Here is an 18,321-nt window from a genome sequence, read left to right on the forward strand (position 1 = left end):
CACAAAAATTTCAGGCTTACTACCGACGAGAGAGGCAAAGACCGGCAGTGATGCAAAACAAAGCGCGCGGACGCAGCAAGAGCGAGGAAAAACGCAGCCAGATTGTGGATGCGGCTGGCGACCTGTTCATGGAGCAGGGTTACGAAAGCGTCAGTATGGAAGGTATCGCCAAACTGGCCGGGGTCTCAAAACAAACCTTATACAGCCACTTTGGCAGCAAGGAACAACTTTTCAGCGCCGCGATTCAATGCAAGTGTGAAGAGTACCCACTGGCCGATACCCTGGACAATGAGTCACGCAGTTGCCGAGAATCTCTTGAGCATTACTGCGGTCACCTTATTGAGCTATTGCTCAGCCCGGAAGCGATTCAGGTTTATAAGGTTTGCGTTGCCGAAGCCGACCGTTCGGATGTCGGCCAACTGTTTTGGGAAGCTGGCCCCGCACGAGTCAGAGAACAGCTCTGTGACTTCTTTGCCCGCAATACCGCAGCGGGCAACTTGAACATCGACGATATCGACATGGCGTGCAGCCAGTTAATCTCCATGCTGCACGGCCAGGTGCAAACCCGTATTCTGCTGTCGATGACCGACTGCAGCGAACTCGACAAGCGCGAGCTGCACCGCTACAGCCAGCGTTGTGTCGATATGTTTATGGCGTTTTACGGCAGCTGATCCTCGCCCTTCTCCCCGTCCAGCATCGCCGGGGCTGCAGGCGTATTCCTGCGAAGTTTAATGACGGGCTTCTGCAACAGTGCACTGTTCGGGTAGGTAATATCTGCGCCATCGTCGCGGCGGATCAGGACATGGAATGAGGCAATTTCCATGATTTCACCGGTAATATCTTCATCAGCATCCACCACTTTCACACGGTCGCCCACCCGATAAGGAAAAGCAAAGAAGATAATGATACCAGCGGTGAGGTGACTGAGAATCGACCACTGGGCAAATAACGCCACACCGATAACTGCCAGCACCGAGCTGAGGAAAATATATATCTGGTGGTACTGCAGACCCAGTACAAAGCTGATTGTCAGAATAGCCACCGCGACCATACTGAAGTTCAACAGTTTGCGTAGTGTGAATACCCGGCGCTGAGAAATATCCCGTCTCTCGGCAAACTCGTCGATCAGGCGATTGAGCACCCGGTTCAGATAAACCAGGGCGACCAAGGCAACAACCACAACTATCAGTTTAGACATTCCGCTCACTTCCTCTATCATTCGCCCGATAAGGCCGCCTCAGTTGTTTGAGCCTACGCAGTGCTTGATCTGCACTCCCACCCGGTCGATAACAACAGACCTCGAAGCTGTCGCAGACTTCGCCAAACCAGGGCGCCCATTCCGGGGCCTGCTGCCACACCTTGCGGAGCAGCTTACCCGGCGTGTCTCCCGGCCCGGCACGTAAACCGGTTCGCCGGAGCAGCGCTCGCTCAGCCGCGCGATAATAGCGCAACTCCTTACTCTCTGCGCGCTTGCGCGGCCACAAGGTAATACCGGCGATCACGGCCAACGGCAGTCCACCGAATATCAGCAGGGCCAGCAACACGCGCTGAACACTGATCTCGCCGAGCAGGCGGCGCAACACCCCCTCCTGTGTCTGATCATCATAATTCAACACCCATTTTGCCCAGGCGTAGTTCAACTCGTCCATGTAGAGACGCAAGTCCCGTGCCCATTCAAAATGGCGTAAAGATAACGGCGACTGGCCAAGATAACCCTGCTGGCCGCGCAGCAGTTGTTCCGCTCCCAAACGCACGCGATCCGGCGCTACCGTCTGAGTGGGATCAACGCGCCGCCATCCCTCACCGTCCAGCCACACTTCCGCCCAGGCGTGGGCATCACTCTGATGAACGAGTAGATAGCGCCCGTCCCGGTTGTACTCCCCTCCCTGATACCCCACCACCAGTCGCGCTGGCACGCCGGCCGCACGCATCAGGAACACAAAACTGCCCGCGTAGTGCTCACAAAACCCCTGCCGACTTTCAAACAAAAACGCATCCACATTGTCTTCGCCCAGTACCGGCGGCTGCAGGGTATAAACAAACTGGCCCTGTCGAAAAAACGTCAAAGCCGCTGCCACGCGGTCTGCAGCACTGGTGTATTCCATGCGCCAACGATCGGCCAGTGCTCTCGCCCGAGCATTTGCGACACCGGGGGTGCGCAGATTTGCAGCAAGACGCTGACGACTCAGTTCATCGCGGCGCTGTTCAAGCCGACTCTCCACAGAATACTGAAGACGCCCGGTTAAAGCGGGTCTCGCCAGCCACTGGTAGTCGCCACCGTAGTCAATATCCGAACGATTGATCCGTGCCACCGGCAGCGTATACAGCCATTTGTGCACACCGGGTTCCAGAGTGACGGTGTAATTCAACAGATCGGCGGGGCCCAACACCGGGGCGGACGGCCGCTCCCATCGCGGCAGGGGCATTCGAGACCAGCGTCGACCGTCAAATTCCTCCAATACCAGACCGCGCCAGTAAAGCTGTTCGGGGGCGGGTGGTTCGCCCTCAAAACTGACCCGAAAAGCCAGCTCGCCTGACTGGCTGAGGTCGGCAATATCGCCGAATTCCAGCTCATCCGACATCCCCGTCTGCGCTTTGCCGCCAGGCAGCGGCATCGACCAAAGCGGACCAATGCGCGGGAAGGCCATGAATAAGAACAGCATCAGGGGAATCGCCTGTAGCAACAGCAGCGAAGCCAGTCGCAATGAGCGCCGCCAGGCCATCTGCTGTCGATACATTGCCTGCTGGGCAATCAGCAGCAACAGTAGCTGGAATATCGCCAACAGCACCGCGGGAATCTGCTGTTCAAACAGAAAACGACAGGCGACCACGGCATAACAGAGCAACAAAATCAGATAGTGGTCGCGGCGGCTCTTCATTTCGAGCAGTTTCAATACCACCGCCAGCACCAGCGTCGCGACCATGGGTTCCAGGCCCAACCACTGGCCGTACTGCAGGTAGATCCCGAACATGGAGAGCGCCACCAAGGCGAATTTCGCCAGCGCACCGGGAAAAGACCACGCTGCATAGACAATTTTCCAGTACCAGGCAGCCACCACTGCCCATACAGCAGCCATCCACAAGGGCAATGTAGGAATCAGCGGAATAATCACCGCAAACTGCGCCAGCAGCAGGGCACCAACCGCGGCCCGGGGCGTCTCAGAGTTCATGCCCGACCTCCCCAGAGCGCCAGCACGCGCAGCGCCGCGTTGAGGTGCGCTGGCCCGAGGTCCGGCGGCATAAACATTCCCGGCACGCGCAAGCCGTAAGCCAGCCCCCGCTGTTCGCACTCCAGCACCCACGCACAGAGGTTACTGAGACGATCCTCCTCACCGAGGCCCTCAAGGCTGTCCCAGTCGAGAATCAAGCGGTCACTACTCCCCGCCTCGTATTGCTTGCTGAACAGTCCCTGGCCCCGGGCATAGGCCTTCCAGAAGATGCGCCGCGGCGACTCTCCGCGTCGATAGCGTTCAAAACCACTGAATTCATCGCTGTCACGTCGCGCAGCACTCACCCCTTCGCCCGAATCTGCGGAGGACTGTAACGGCCTCAACATTTTCGGCCGGGGGTACACCAGACAGTGCCAGTCCATCATGGGCATCGCCCAGCACCGGAGAATGCCCAGCGGAAAGTCGGAGCGCAATTGCAGACGCCCCGGCTGAAGACGGCCTCTACTGGTCGCCGGGTACGGCATACGCAGCTCGTAGTGCTGCCCGGCTCTGGGCATTTCGCAGATTACCGTTCTCTGCTCGGCAAAACTGAGCTGGAGTTGATAGCGCGGCCGCGAGCCACTATCGAGATGCAAATGAAAATGGGCGGTTTCGCCGGCAAACACTGGCTCACTATTACCCGCCTGGATCCGCAGTCCGGAAAGATTGATATAGGTATGAAGAATCGTGATGATTGATACGCTGAAGAGCGCAAAGACCAGCATGAAAATGAGGTTATTCTGGTAATTAATCGCCAGCAGCAGCAATCCTAGCAACAGTGCGCCGAATCCCAGCCCCACCGAAGAAGGGAAAATAAAAATGCGATTCTGTTGCAGAGTCAGTGCACTGACCGGGGGATTGCGCCGGGCAATCCAGGCATTCATGCGCCGACGGAACGCCGCTCGCAATCGCTTCACCTCAGGCCAGCACTGCCACGTCTGACAACATGTGCTGCACTAACTCCGCCCCGTCGGCACTGCTGTCTGTGGCCGCTTGCAAGCGGTGAGCAGCCACCGGCTCTAATACCGCCTGCACATCGTCGGGCAGCACGTAGTCACGACCTTCCAACAGCGCCCAGGCCTTGGCACATTGCAGAAGTGCCAGCGCCGCCCGTGTCGACAGGCCAAAAGCAAAACGCGCATCTTCACGACTGAAGGCCACCAGACGTTGGATATAGCTGATCACACTATCGCGAGCTTCTACCTGTTTTACCCGCTCGCGCAGCGCAAGAATTTGCGGCCCATCCAGCTTCGCCTGCAAGTTCACCAGCTGCTCTCGCGGATCGCCGCCCTGCAGGAGCGACCGCTCTGAGCGAGCATCCGGGTACCCCAGAGAAATCCGCATTAGGAAACGATCCAGTTGCGACTCCGGTAAAGGAAACGTGCCCGATTGATACCAGGGGTTCTGGGTTGCCATGACAAAAAACGGCTGAGGCAGCTCTCGGGTCTCCCCTTCTACCGTCACCCGCCCTTCTGCCATCGCTTCCAGCAGCGCGCTCTGGGTTTTAGGGCTGGCACGATTAATCTCGTCCGCCAGCAAAAACTGGGTGAACACCGGCCCGGCATGAAAGTGGAAGGCGTTGCTGTTGCGGTCAAAAATCGACACGCCGAGAATATCTGAAGGCAACATATCGCTGGTGAATTGTACTCGGCGATAGCTCAGGCCAGTAACTCTTGCAAAGGCCTGGGACAGCGTGGTTTTCCCCACGCCGGGCAAATCCTCTATCAACAGATGCCCACCTGCCAACAGGCAGCAAAACGCCTGTTGCACCTGCCTCTCCTTGCCCAGCACAATCCCGCCAACCTCATTGGCTGCAGTGCGTAGTTCCTCAGACGTTGAGCGCATCGAGTCCCCGCTGCAAATCGGCCTTCAGATCACGCACATCCTCAAGCCCCACAGCCAAGCGAATCAGGTTATCGCGAATACCACTGCGGCTGCGCTCATCGGCACTCAAGCGCCCATGTGTCGTGGTGCCGGGGTGCACAATCGTGGTTTTGGCATCACCGAGATTGGCAGTGATCGATACCAACCGCGTTGCATTGATAAAACGCCAGGCTGACTCGCGATCGCCACCTGCCACCTCGAAAGACAGGACACCGCCAAAAGCGGCCTGCTGCTTGGCCGCCAGCGCATGTCCGGGATGCGATGGCAGTCCCGCGTAATACACTTTCTCAATGCCGGGCTGCTCATCCAGCCACTGTGCCAGCGCCAGGGCATTCGCGCTGTGAGCCATCATTCGCAGTCGCAGCGTCTCCAGGCCTTTGAGAAACACCCAGGCATTGAACGGGCTCATACTCGGCCCGCAGCTACGGATAAACGCCAGCACCTCGTCGGTGTGTTCACGCCGCCCAACCACCGCGCCACCCACGCATCGCCCCTGACCATCGAGGTATTTGGTTGCGGAATGCACGACGATGTCGGCACCGAGGGCCAGCGGCTTTTGTAATGCAGGGGTGCAGAAACAGTTATCGACCACCAGCAGGCAGTTATGCTCATGAGCCAGCGTGGCGAGCGCAGAAATATCGGCAATCTCAGAAAGCGGATTGGAAGGCGACTCCAGAAATAGCAGTTGCGTTTCAGGACGAATCGCCTCGCGCCACGCGTTCAAGTCCAGCGGCGAGACGAAGCTGCAACTGACCCCCATTTTCCCCATATATTTGTTCAGCAGCACCGTGGTAGTGCCAAACACGCTGTGAGAACAGACCACATGGTCGCCACTTTTCAGCAGTGCCATACAGGTACTGAGGATGGCTGCCATTCCAGAAGAGGTGGCAACGGCGGCCTCGCCGCCTTCCATCGCGGCAATACGCTCCTCGAAGGTGCGGACCGTCGGATTGGTATAGCGAGAGTAGACATTTCCCGGCTGCTCTCCGGAAAAACGTGCAGCGGCTTCTTCTGCCGAGGCAAAGACATAACTCGACGTGGTGAAGATGGGTTCGCTATGCTCCCCTTCGGCCGTGCGCTGTTGACCGCCGCGGACAGCCAGGGTATCCAGCTCGGCTTCGCGCAAAACCGCGTCGCGCTGTGCCTGATAATCAGAATCCGTAGTCACGCTGTAGCCTCAAGATGCGTCGTTATGCAGCCCGACCAGGGCGCCGTCACCCGCGGCGGCATTGCGCGCGGATTGTTTGGCGTCATTGCGGTCAGCCGCCAGTTTATCGAGATAGGACTGATCGACATCTCCTGTCACGTAGTCACCATCGAACACCGAGCAATCAAACGCGTGAATATTCGGATTCCCTTCAGCAGAGCACTCCACCAAGTCAGGCAGGTCCTGATACAACAGCCAGTCAGCGCCGATCTCAGCCTGCACCTCGTCAACACTCCGGCCGTGGGCAATCAGCTCTTCCGCCGATGGCATATCTATACCGTAGACATTCGGGTAGCGCACCGGCGGTGCCGCGGACGCAAAATACACTTTGCGCGCCCCCGCATCCCGCGCCATTTCAATAATCTGCTCACAAGTCGTACCGCGAACAATGGAGTCGTCCACCAGCATGACGTTTTTGCCCTTGAACTCCAGGCCGATCGCATTGAGCTTCTGCTTGACCGATTTTTTGCGGGCGCTCTGCCCCGGCATAATGAACGTCCGGCCAATATAGCGGTTTTTAACCAGGCCCTCGCGGAATTTCACGCCCAACACAGCCGCCATGGATTGCGCGGCAATACGGCTGGAATCAGGAATGGGCACAATCACGTCGATGTCGTGGTCGGGACGCTCGCGAAGGACTTTCTCTGCCAGCCTCTCGCCCTGACGCAGGCGCGATTTGTATACCGATACACCGTCCATAATGGAATCGGGACGGGCAAAATACACATGTTCGAAAATACAGGGGCGACACTGCGTTGCTTCGGCGCACTGGCGCACATGAATGTCGCCATCCACACTGATAAATACGGCCTCGCCCGGCGCAACATCACCCACTAATTTGAAACCCAGCGCATCCAGCGCAACGCTCTCTGACGCGAGCATATACTCCTTGCCGGCATCGCTCTCCCGCATACCGTAAACCAGCGGCCGAATGCCGTTGGGGTCACGAAAACCAACAATGCCATAGCTGGCGACCATCGCTACCACGGCATAGCCACCGCGACAGCGCTTGTGCACGCCTTCCACCGCCGAAAACAGATCGTCAGCGCTGGGCACGAGCTTGCCAAGACGCTGAAGCTCGTGGGCGAAGATGTTCAACAACACCTCCGAGTCAGACTCGGTGTTCAGGTGCCGCAGGTCTGACTGAAACAATTCCTGCGACAACAGCTCGGAGTTGGTCAGGTTACCGTTGTGCGCCAGACTGATGCCATAGGGAGAGTTCACGTAGAACGGTTGAGCCAGCGCCGGACTGGAGCTGCCCGCCGTGGGGTAACGCACATGGGCAATACCCATATTACCCAGCAGGCGTTGCATGTGGCGGGTATGAAAGACATCCCGAACTAGGCCGTTGCCCTTGCGCTGATTGAGACGGCCATCCTGGCAAGTCACAATGCCAGCGGCGTCCTGGCCGCGATGTTGAAGCACAGTCAGGGCGTCATAGAGATCCTGATTGACATTGCGTTTGGCGACGATGCCGGCGATACCACACATGCAGCCTTACCTCGTTGTTGCATATCGGTTGGATTAGCGGTGATTGTCCACAAGTGAAGACAGCCAGCCGATGAGATCATTGAATGTCTGTTGCGACCAGTCGCGCATCAGCAAAAATTCGGGAATCAGTTGCGATTGCTGCCACCAGGGATCTTTGTCGATATCGGTCAGCAGCGACGGCATCAGCACCAGCAGAGCCAGCACGACGATCATTCCCCGCGTCGCACCAAATATCATGCCCAGCAGCCGGTCTGTGCCGCTGAGTCCGGTACGCTTAACCAGCTCAGCAATGACATGGGTGGCAAGACTGCCCAGCACTAATGTGCCGGTAAACAGCAAAACATAGGCCAGAATATCGCGAAGATAGGGCTTCTCGACCATGGATTCGAGCAAGCCGACCATCGGTGTATGGAACGCCAGCGCAACAAAAAAGGCCGCAGCCCAGGAGACCAGTGACAGAGCTTCACGCACAAAACCGCGCAACAAGCTGATAAGCGAGGATACGACAACAATGCCAAGAATGGCCCAGTCTGCCCAGTTAAAGCTCGTCAGCACCGCAGGCGGCTCCAAGAATCTTTGAAGGGGCGAATTCTACCAAGCTGAGCAGGCCAGCCCAAGCCTTTATCCTTCAAAACGGCTGAGGATCGACTTCAATTCAAATCGCCGGTTGATTTCCGCCTGCAGTGACTCCGCCCGCTCGCGGTTCAACGCAGGACCCACCAACACCCGATAAAGGGTGCCGCTGCTGCGTTTCAGTGTTTCCGTGTAAGCTTTATAGCCACCGTCGCGCAGACGTTTTGCCAGCTTCTCGGCATTCGCCTGCTGACCAAAGCTGCCACATTGAATGACCCAGGCAACCGGCAAACCGCGCGCTTCCGCACTGGGTTCCACCGGCGGTGCCGCGGTTTTCGCTTTTTCAGGTGCCGCAGCGGCGGTCTGGGGCTCAGGCTTGGAGACCCGCTTCGGCGCCGTGACCTCGGGCTGCGATACCGCGCGAGGCTCACGCTCGGGTGGAGTGGCTGCCGCCTTAACCCCTTCGCCATTAAAACGAGACGATATCTCCTCCGACGCAGGCGCGATGACCGGCTGCGGCTCGACAATCGGCGCCGATGCCGAAGCGATACCCTCTGGAATACGCGGCTCACTTTCCTGCGGCGTTTCAATACGGGGTTGTGGAGGAATCTGGCTGCTCCGGTCCAGCTTGTACTCAGCCGGACCGGTAAACAGCAGCGACCACAAAATAACGCCGCCACAGAGCAGAACCAGAGTCCCAACCAAACGCTGTCTCATCATCAGTGCAAAGTCTCAACAAACGCGGAAGCGGGCATCGCCTGCATTACCGCAGCAACCGTGAAAAAGGAACCGAAGGCCAGCAGACTATCATCTTTGCCCAGCCCAGCGCGAACGCCCGCCAAACTCTCAGGCAAGGGCGCTATCATGTGGATCGCCGCATCCGACACGCCAGCAGCAATCAGTTGCTGCTTGAGCTTCTCAGGGGACATCGCTCGTTCAACCCCGGGCAAGGGAGGCAGATACCACTGCCGCACCAGTGGCGTAAAATCAGCCAGACTTTCCCCCAATTCCTTGTCGGCCATTACCGCAAATACCGCGTCTACATTGCCCTTCTCAAGCAGTTCTGGAAGGCGCTCTCGCAGACGTGCCAGCGCCGCCGGGTTGTGGGCCACATCCAGCATCAAACGGTGATCTCGCAAAGCCAAGCATTCCCCCCGAGCGGGGATATGTACCAGACGAAGCCCCTCTCGAATCGCCGATTCGGGGACATCAAAAGGCAACTGCATGATGGCCTGTATTACGGTTGCGGCATTGTCCAGCAGCACAGCGGGACAGGGCAGATTTTTCATTTCACAGGCCTGCCCCAGTCGATTCACGCCGTGCCAATGCCAGTTATCGCCGACATGTTCCAGACCGAAGTCGTCACCTCGCTCAATCAGCCGCGCCAGGCAAGCAGCGGCCATTTCGCCAACAGCGGGGCTGCGCCGGGTATCACCGAATACCACAGGGCGACCACGTCGCATAATACCGGCTTTTTCCCGGGCGATGGTCTCGCGATCATTACCCAACCAAGCCTGATGATCGAGATCGACGGAGCTAATCACGGCCACATCGGCATCGACAATATTGACCGCATCCAGGCGACCGCCCAAGCCAACTTCCAGCACGAGCACATCGGGCTGCGTCTCGGAAAACAACTGCAGGGCTGCCAGCGTGCCAAACTCAAAATACGTCAGGGAAGTGCCCCGCCGCGCCTGATCCACAATCTCAAAGGCATGACACAGTGCGGCATCGCTGACCGGCTCGCCATCAATGACAATCCGTTCGTTGTAGCGAAGAAGATGGGGGGAAGTGTAAGCGCCAACCGATAGGCCCGCGCATTGGAATATCTGTGATAACAGCGCAACGCAGGAGCCTTTACCATTGGTGCCGGCCACCGTAATGATGGGCATACCCAACGACAGATCCATCTGCCGGGCTACCTCGGCTATGCGCTCAAGCCCCAGATCGATCTGCCTCGGGTGCTGCGCCTCCATCCATTGCAGCCAGTCCTGCAACTGCTCAAATCGCATGGGGCGCGGTCACTCAGTGCTGATAGTAGGTCATGTTGCCCAGCAGGCGGGCAAGCGTCTCGGGCAGTTCTGCGCGGCGAACGATCATATCGATGGCACCGTGTTCCAACAGGAATTCACTGCGCTGGAAGCCTGGCGGCAATTTCTGGCGGATGGTCTGCTCGATGATATTGGGCCCTGCAAAGCCCGCGCGGGCGCCTGGCTCAGCAACATTGATGTCGCCCAGCAAGGCCAGACTGGCGGACACTCCGCCATAGATCGGGTCAGTCATCACCGAAATATAGGGTACCCCATTCTGCTTGAGGCGCTCCAACACCGCGCTGGTTTTTGCCATCTGCATCAGCGAGATCAAGGCTTCCTGCATACGGGCACCCCCGGAGGCAGAGAAACACACCAGTGGGCGGCGCTCTTTCAGCGCAACGTTGGCGGCCTGGGTGAACTTCTCTCCAACCGCAGACCCCATTGAGCCGCCGTGAAAGTTGAATTCAAAGGCAACGGTAACGACCGGCACTGACTTTACGGTGCCTTTATAAGCGATCAGCGCGTCTTTCTCGCCAGTGCTCTTCTGCGCCGCCGTCAAACGGTCCCGGTATTTCTTCTTGTCCTTGAATTTCAAGCGATCAACGGGCTCGATTTCCGTCAGGATTTCCTCACGACCTTCCTCGTCCAGAAACAGTGCAATACGACGGCGCGCACCAATGCGCATGTGGTGATCGCACTTGGGACATACATCCAGGTTGGCTTCCAGCTCAGGGCGATACAGGACCGCATCGCACTTTACGCATTTCTTCCAAAGACCTTCAGGCACCACGCCACCAGACTTACGCTTTTCCGCGTTTTCTGACCGCCGCACGCCCGAGGGGAGAATTTTATCTACCCAGCTCATTGTTATTTCCTGTCTATCGTTGTCAGTTTATCGCCCGCACCGCATCTCAGGCGGCGTCGATAGCGCTGCGGATATCGGCGATCAAACTCACCGCCTCCGCAATATGCTGCTCAGTATCTTTACTCATGTCGCGATTGGCAAGGCGATCTACCAGCGCGCTGCCCACAACAACGCCCTCACAAAGAGGTGCGATAGCGGCAGCCGATGCCCGGTCCTTGATACCAAAGCCGACCGTTACCGGCAGAGAGCTGTGCGCTTTAATTCGCGCCAGCAAGGCCTGCACACTTTCCACGTCAAGGTTACCGGCTCCGGTCACACCTTTCAGTGACACACAATACAAATAGCCGCTGGCAAGCGCCGCCACTTTGGCCATACGCTCATCACTGCTGGTCGGCGCCAGCAGGAAAATATTATCCATGCCACCGTCTTTCAACAGACGACTGGTTTCCTCTGCCTCTTCCGGCGGCATATCTACCGTCAGCAGACCGTCGACCCCTGCCGCCTTCGCTCGGCTCGCAAAGATGGTGTACCCCATGCGTTCCACCGGATTGGTGTAGCCCATCAGTACCACCGGGGTATCGCTGTCATCGCGACGGAATTCGGCCACCATTTCCAGCACCTGGGTCAGGCTGACATGGTGCGCCAGCGCCCGCTCATGCGCGAGCTGAATAGTCGGCCCTTCCGCCATCGGATCGGAAAACGGCACTCCCAGTTCCAAAATATCGGCACCGCTCGCCACCAGCGCGTGCATCAGCTTAACGGTATATCCGGGCGCGGGATCACCGGCCACAATATAAGGCACCAATGCCTTGCGGCCGGCGGCCTCCAGTTGTTCAAAAACCTTTGCTAGACGACTCAATGTAAAACCTTCCCGTCAATCAATACCGATGCCGTCAATGCCGGCAACCGTGTGAATATCCTTGTCTCCCCGTCCAGACAAATTGACCACGATGCTCTGATCCGGCCGCATCGTCGCCGCCAGCTTCTCGGCATAAGCGACCGCGTGACTGGACTCCAGCGCGGGCATAATACCCTCTACCAGCGTCAGCTTACGGAATGCCGTCAATGCTTCGTCGTCATTGATCGCCACATAGTTCACGCGACCAATGTCCTTCAGCCAGGAGTGCTCGGGCCCGACGCCGGGGTAGTCTAAGCCCGCCGAGACCGAGTGCGTGTGCATAATCTGTCCCGCTTCGTCCTGCATCAGATAGGTGCGATTACCGTGCAACACGCCCGGAATGCCGTCGCTCAGCGGCGCGGCATGTTCGCCACTGGCAACGCCATGGCCACCCGCTTCGACACCATACATGGCCACATCTTCATCGGTGAGGAAAGGATGGAACAGGCCAATGGCATTCGAGCCGCCGCCCACACAGGCAACCAGCGCATCGGGAAGACGACCAGTTTGTTCAAGGTGCTGCTCTCGCGCTTCACGACCAATCACCGACTGAAAATCGCGCACCAGCATCGGATAGGGATGCGGGCCCGCCGCCGTACCGATGATGTAGAAGGTATCATCGACATTGGTTACCCAGTCGCGCATGGCTTCGTTCATCGCGTCTTTCAGCGTGCGAGAACCAGATTTGACAGAAATAACCTCTGCGCCCAGCAGTTTCATCCGGTAGACATTCAGCGCTTGGCGACGGATATCTTCCTCGCCCATAAACACCTGACAATCCATCCCCAGCCGCGCCGCAACGGTCGCCGAGGCAACACCGTGCTGCCCTGCACCGGTTTCAGCGATAACGCGCTTTTTACCCATGTATTTGGCAAGCAATGCCTGCCCAATGGTGTTGTTCACCTTGTGGGCACCGGTATGGTTCAGGTCTTCACGCTTCAAATATATCTGCGCCCCGCCCACTTCGCGAGACCAGCGCTCAGCGTGATACAGCGGAGACGGACGCCCGACATAGTGCGCCAGATCGCGATCAAACTCTGCACGAAAATCCTTGTCTTGGCTCAGCTTGCGGTAATTCTCCGCCAGCTCATCGAGCGCGTAAATCAGGGTCTCTGAAACAAAGCGACCACCGTAAGGGCCGAAGTGCCCTTCAGCGTTCGGGTACTGGCTGTAATCGATAAATTCTGACTGCTTGCTCACTCAAAACTCCCGTCGGTCAGCGTCTGCGACCGCTTGAATAAATTGCCGAATGCGTACGGCGCTCTTCACGCCCGGCGATGCTTCGACGCCCCCGCTGACATCCACAGCCCAAGGTCGGCAACTGGCAATTCCCTCGGCGACGTTGTCGCTAGTCAGGCCACCGGCCAGTAACAGAGGAAAATCCCGTTCACCGGGAATGCGCTGCCAATCAAATGACTCACCCGTGCCACCCGGCACGCCGGGTTTATAACTGTCCAGCAGTATCGCCCTGGCGCCTGGGTACTTGCCGGCCTCTCGGGCGACGTCCACACCGTCTTTCATCCGCAGCGCGCGTATATAGGGGTAACCGAAAGATTCGCAAAATGCCGGCGATTCGTCACCGTGAAACTGCACGAGGTCCAATGGACATTGCGCCAGCACAGCGCGCAACTGTTCTTCATCGGCATTCACAAACAGACCGACAGTACTGACGAAAGCGGGCAATTTACGAACGATTTCGGCTGCCTGTTCAACGCTTACCGCACGCGGGCTTTTTTCGTAAAACACAAAGCCCAGCGCATCCGCTCCGGCCTCGAGCGCCGCTTTGGCGTCCGGCAGGCTACGAATGCCACAAATTTTTACGCGGGTACGAAACACTCAGATTCTGCCAAGGGATTAAACAGGCGCCAATACTAGCAAATTTCACGACGCGCTGCCGCAAAATCACTGTCTGGAAAACGACTAATTTCAAGGCTGCCGCCACTCGGGAGCAAACTCTTCGCAATGCCAAAAGAGGCCGACACGGCGGCTTAAGTCAGGCAGGCACAAAGGCGCGAATAAACTCCGGCCCCGGCGACTGTTTCGGCAAATCATAGTCGTCGGGGTAAGACACATCCACCAGATACAAACCATGCGGCTTGGCCGTCACACCACCCTTAGTCCGATCACGCGTTGCCAGCACATCAGCCGTCCAGCCGGGCGATTGCTGGCCGCTGCCTACCGCCATTAATACACCGGCAATATTCCTGACCATGTGATGCAAAAACGCATTACCCTGAATATCAATCATCACCAAGCGACCAAAACGCGTCACGCTGATAAAATGAATATTGCGCATTGGACTGAGAGACTGGCATGAGGCCGCTCGAAATGCGCTGAAATCCTGTTCACCGAGCAAGCACTGAGCTTCGCGGTGCATCAGCTCCGCATCCAACGGCAAATCAAAATGCGTCACACCTCCGACAAGGTGAGCAGAACGCCGCGCCTGATTTAAAATCAGATAACGATAGCGCCGCGCCGTTGCGGAAAACCTGGCATGAAAATCCTCGCAGACCGGGCGCACCCATTTGGCCGCCACATCGTTCGGCAGCAGAGCATTGCTGCCCGCCAGCCAGGCTTTGGCCGAGCGCGCCACCGGGGCGTCGAAGTGAACGACCTGATGGCTGGCATGAACCCCAGCATCCGTGCGCCCCGCACAGAGAATACTGACCGGCTGGGCTGCCACATGGCTGACGGCGGACTCTACCGCCGCCTGCACACTGCTCACATGGGGTTTATCCTGCCGCTGCCAACCGCGGTAAGCACTGCCCTGATATTCCAGGGCCATGGCAATGCGAGTGCCGGGAGGAAGTGGAGTCGGGTCGGCACGCTCAAAGGCCGACCCGTTGGATTGCATACGGCTCACGTCAGTGAAGTTGATCCAGGAGGGACTGGGCCTCAGCTTTTTGTGCGTCGTCGCCGGACTCAATCACCTCAGTCAGCAGGTCTCGGGCACTGTCGCCATCACCCATATCAGCAAAGGCTCGGGCCAGATCCAGCTTGTTAGCAACATCATCGCTATCCGAAAGCGCCGCCTCGCCGTCTGCGTCCATGGCATCAACTGAAAACTCATCAAAGACCAGATCGTTGAGATCCAGCTCGCTGTCGCCATCACCCAACGACACCGCAGGGTCGTCATCGACTTCTGCGTCAGCCGTATCAACAAGCGTCTCGAGCAATTGCTCGTCGTTATCAGCCGTCTTGTCTTCTGCAAAAGACAAGCCTTCAACTTCAGCATCCAACTCCGCCAATGCCGAATCCAGATCCAACTCCGGCTCACTGCCCTCGCCTTCGGAAATTTCCAAGGCAGGCTCGTCGCCGACCTCAATATCGACAGCCCCCAAATCATCGTCAGGCGAGTCAAAAGTCGTCAGCTCGGGCAGCGTATCTTCGTCGCGACTCAGCTCAACGTCACGGGTGTCGTCATCCAAGTCAAAATCACCCAGCTCACTCTCAGCCGTATCACCACTCAGATCAACACTGGTCGGCTCCGCACTGTCGGCACTCGCATCATTTGCGGTCGACAGATCATCCATATTGAAATCAAAATCAGCAAGATCGAGCTCATCACCTTCAGCAGATGTATTGGGCTCAGAACCGTCGGTGGTGACAGGCGTTTCTAACTGCTCTTCAACAGCGGGCGCCTCGTTCTCCCCGGCCGATGACAGGAATGCATCGTCAAGCGAGAATTCTTCATCGGCATCCTCAGCAACAAACACGGATTCCTCACTATCGGACTCCGCGTCGACAGGCGAGTCTTCGTCAAGGGAAGATGACAACGGCGACTCTGAGGATGCCTCCAAACTATCCAAGCTATCGAGGTCAAAGTCACTGTCTAGATCGAGTTCGAAATCGGCCAACTCATCCTCAGCCACTTCCGGCTCGCCTTCCACGACGGGCTCTGCATCCGACTCCAGCGAACGCGCATTGTCATCCGAGGCAGTTGCATCGACGGCACTTTCGTCGAACACACTCTCGTCAAAACTCAGCTCATCAGGCGCGTCTGCCGTATTCGCAACCCCGCCTTTAGGCGTCTCGTCGTCAAGGAATGCCAGCTCTTCGTCAAGATCATCCAGAGCATCAGATGCAGAGGCAGTTTCGACATCAGCCTCCAACCAGTCACTGACGCCCTCAATCGCCGACATGGACTCTTTTACCTGTGCCAAAGCAGCACTGTCGCCGGATGCTTCAAGCTGGCGATACGCATCAAGGAAATTGTCGCGATCGCGAGTATCCAGATAGATATCCAGCAGTTTGCATTGCAGCTCGGTATTTTCGGGCTCGTTCGCAATCGCCGTTTTCAGCAAGCTGGCAGCCTGGTCATAGCGACCATAGGCGACGTAGATTTCCGCTTCGGAGATGACATCGCTGGTCTGAGCCTGAACAGGCTCATTGGCAGACTCGGCGGCAACCGCGCTGTTCTCATCATCGGTATCAACCGGAGAGTCGTCCAGGGAGTCAAAATCAAAGTTGCTGATTGCGTCAGTCGCCAGTGCATCGCTGCCCTCCGATGACTCACCCTCAGCACCCTCTACCGGTGTTTCAGCCGCTTGAGCGTCATCGCTTGCAACCGCCAGATTGTCAAAACTCGGCTCGCGAGGTTCCTCTCCCCGCGCACGTCGACGGAGCGCCAGTACCAGCAGCAAGAACAAAGCGACACCGGCTGCCAAGTAGCGGTAAAGCGGTGTTTCGTACCAAGCCGCCGATGCAGTTGCGGGTGCCGACGATGTCTGAGGCGGCACCGACTCTTCTGCCGTCGACTCTTCCGCAGCCGACTCAACCGCGACTTCAGGCTCAGCAGATACGGCGGACTCGGCAGCAGCAACGCTATCGATAGACTCCTCGTCGGCAGCGGTTTCCTCTGTCACCATATCGCTGGCAGACTCGACCGCATCGGCATCACCCGTTACCGACTCTTCTTCAGCGGCGACATCGCCGCTCGACGCACCCGCCTGTAACGCTGCGAGTTCACTATTTTTCAGGGCGATCAACTTTTGCAGTGTATCGATCTGCTTTTCCATTTCCCGGACACGGCTCGCCATCGCCGCATTTTCCAGCTGAGCCTTTTCCAGCGCTTCTTGCTCTTGCTGAAGACGCTGCTCCAACTCGCCCTCACCGCCTTCTGCGCCCTCGCCAGCGCTGCCGATACTGAAGCGCACATCATCGGTTGCACCATCCGTTTCCGGTTTAGCTTCTGCCGCCGACGTTGCATCCAGTTGCGGCCCTTGCGGCGCCAACTGAGAACCGCTTGGCGCGGTGACTGTCGAGGATGGGGAAACGCGTCCACTGCGCCAATCGCGCGCCTGCTTTCGCACTTCCTCGAGCGCATCTTGCTTATTCAAGGCCTTGGCTTCAGCCTCTGTCGGCGCTTGCAGCAGATAGCCCGATTTGATGCGATTAACATTGTTGCCGATAAACGCATCAGGATTTTTACGCAGCACCGCGATCATGGTCTGCTCGGTGGTGACATCCGCGCTCGGGCGAAGCCGGGAGGCAATACGCCACATGGTGTCGTGATGCTGAACCCGGTAGGCGCCGTCGTCACCACTGGCAGGCAGCGCAGTCTGCTCGGCTGCCGGGCGAGGCCGTCGGGCACCCGCACTGTCAGAGCTGATTGCGGTCGAGGTAAAAGTGGCCGTGCCAGCGGCAGGTGATGGCGTATCCGCGCTACTCGGTGCAGCAGGAGTGCTCACCGTTGCCGATGACGCGGTTGGCGCGACGACCGGCGCACTGCTGAACTCAGGCAAGTCGAGCAAGACGGTGTATTCACGCAACATGCGGCCATTCGGCCAACGCACTTCGACAATGAAATCCAGGTAAGGCTCAACGACCGGCTGCGGTGTGGACACCACAATACGTCCGCGTCCGTCGTCACCGACTTCGACCAAAAACTCCAGACTATTCAGGAACTGCGTGCGATCAATACCGGCATTTTTGAAGGCCTGCTGGTCAGCCAGCTCTACGCGAAGCTGAGCAGCCTCCAGGCCTTTCGCATCCCTCAACGGGATAAACGCCTTGAAGGGCTGATTCAGAGTGGATGCCGTAGCAATATCACCGACCCCCAACGCACTCGCCAGTTGTCCGTGCATAGCACCTGCTACAAATACCGCCAGGGCCAGACTCTTCCTCATATTTCCACCGTCTCGTTGCTGCGCCACATTCAT

General features: G+C 57.8%; 16 protein-coding genes. 1 reads left to right on the forward strand and 15 read right to left on the reverse strand.

What is annotated here, in order from left to right; genetic code table 11:
* The first annotated feature begins 50 nt into the window (after window positions 1-50).
* Window positions 51-671, forward strand: coding sequence for a TetR/AcrR family transcriptional regulator (locus G411_RS0101720; RefSeq protein ID WP_022957440.1), 621 nt, complete (start codon window positions 51-53; stop codon window positions 669-671).
* Here G411_RS0101720 and G411_RS0101725 read toward each other — a convergent pair.
* From G411_RS0101725 to G411_RS0101795, 15 genes are all read right to left on the reverse strand, one after another.
* Window positions 659-1,198, reverse strand: coding sequence for a mechanosensitive ion channel domain-containing protein (locus tag G411_RS0101725; RefSeq protein ID WP_022957441.1), 540 nt, complete (start codon window positions 1,196-1,198; stop codon window positions 659-661). The two genes, G411_RS0101720 and G411_RS0101725, sit on opposite strands and share 13 nt — an antisense overlap.
* Window positions 1,191-3,170: a transglutaminase TgpA family protein gene (locus G411_RS0101730; RefSeq protein ID WP_022957442.1), complete on the reverse strand. Its 1,980-nt coding sequence runs from the start codon at window positions 3,168-3,170 to the stop codon at window positions 1,191-1,193. The genes G411_RS0101725 and G411_RS0101730 overlap by 8 nt, the downstream gene beginning before the upstream one ends.
* Complete coding sequence (locus G411_RS0101735; protein WP_022957443.1) at window positions 3,167-4,117, reverse strand: DUF58 domain-containing protein; 951 nt, start codon at window positions 4,115-4,117, stop codon at window positions 3,167-3,169. Before G411_RS0101735 ends, G411_RS0101730 begins: the two co-directional genes overlap by 4 nt.
* A 10-nt stretch (window positions 4,118-4,127) precedes the next feature.
* Window positions 4,128-5,054, reverse strand: a complete 927-nt coding sequence (locus tag G411_RS0101740; RefSeq protein ID WP_022957444.1) for an AAA family ATPase — start codon at window positions 5,052-5,054, stop codon at window positions 4,128-4,130.
* Window positions 5,038-6,261 (reverse strand): O-succinylhomoserine sulfhydrylase, encoded by a 1,224-nt coding sequence (locus G411_RS0101745; RefSeq protein ID WP_022957445.1) that lies wholly within the window; start codon window positions 6,259-6,261, stop codon window positions 5,038-5,040. Before G411_RS0101745 ends, G411_RS0101740 begins: the two co-directional genes overlap by 17 nt.
* 9 nt (window positions 6,262-6,270) lie before the next feature.
* Entirely contained in the window at window positions 6,271-7,791 is a 1,521-nt protein-coding gene (gene purF, locus G411_RS0101750) for an amidophosphoribosyltransferase (protein WP_022957446.1), read from the reverse strand.
* Between the two features lie 33 nt (window positions 7,792-7,824).
* Window positions 7,825-8,346, reverse strand: coding sequence for a CvpA family protein (locus G411_RS0101755; protein ID WP_022957447.1), 522 nt, complete (start codon window positions 8,344-8,346; stop codon window positions 7,825-7,827).
* Window positions 8,347-8,412: 66 nt separating this feature from the next.
* Window positions 8,413-9,084 (reverse strand): SPOR domain-containing protein, encoded by a 672-nt coding sequence (locus tag G411_RS0101760; RefSeq protein WP_022957448.1) that lies wholly within the window; start codon window positions 9,082-9,084, stop codon window positions 8,413-8,415.
* Window positions 9,084-10,376 carry a bifunctional tetrahydrofolate synthase/dihydrofolate synthase gene (folC, locus tag G411_RS0101765; RefSeq protein ID WP_022957449.1) on the reverse strand — a complete coding sequence of 431 codons (1,293 nt, stop codon included), beginning with the start codon at window positions 10,374-10,376 and terminating at the stop codon, window positions 9,084-9,086. Before folC ends, G411_RS0101760 begins: the two co-directional genes overlap by 1 nt.
* 13 nt (window positions 10,377-10,389) lie before the next feature.
* Window positions 10,390-11,262, reverse strand: a complete 873-nt coding sequence (accD, locus tag G411_RS0101770) for an acetyl-CoA carboxylase, carboxyltransferase subunit beta (protein ID WP_022957450.1) — start codon at window positions 11,260-11,262, stop codon at window positions 10,390-10,392.
* Between the two features lie 46 nt (window positions 11,263-11,308).
* Entirely contained in the window at window positions 11,309-12,121 is an 813-nt protein-coding gene (trpA, locus tag G411_RS0101775) for a tryptophan synthase subunit alpha (protein WP_022957451.1), read from the reverse strand.
* Window positions 12,122-12,136: 15 nt separating this feature from the next.
* Window positions 12,137-13,360, reverse strand: a complete 1,224-nt coding sequence (gene trpB, locus G411_RS0101780) for a tryptophan synthase subunit beta (RefSeq protein ID WP_022957452.1) — start codon at window positions 13,358-13,360, stop codon at window positions 12,137-12,139.
* Window positions 13,361-13,996, reverse strand: a complete 636-nt coding sequence (locus tag G411_RS0101785) for a phosphoribosylanthranilate isomerase (protein ID WP_022957453.1) — start codon at window positions 13,994-13,996, stop codon at window positions 13,361-13,363.
* A 157-nt stretch (window positions 13,997-14,153) separates the two neighbouring features.
* Window positions 14,154-15,014: a tRNA pseudouridine(38-40) synthase TruA gene (gene truA / locus G411_RS0101790; protein WP_022957454.1), complete on the reverse strand. Its 861-nt coding sequence runs from the start codon at window positions 15,012-15,014 to the stop codon at window positions 14,154-14,156.
* A 10-nt stretch (window positions 15,015-15,024) separates the two neighbouring features.
* Window positions 15,025-18,288, reverse strand: a complete 3,264-nt coding sequence (locus tag G411_RS0101795) for a FimV/HubP family polar landmark protein (protein WP_169530596.1) — start codon at window positions 18,286-18,288, stop codon at window positions 15,025-15,027.
* Between the last annotated feature and the right edge of the window lie 33 nt (window positions 18,289-18,321).

Origin of the sequence: Spongiibacter tropicus DSM 19543, from assembly GCF_000420325.1 — a bacterium.
In the GTDB taxonomy this organism is placed as follows: domain Bacteria; phylum Pseudomonadota; class Gammaproteobacteria; order Pseudomonadales; family Spongiibacteraceae; genus Spongiibacter; species Spongiibacter tropicus.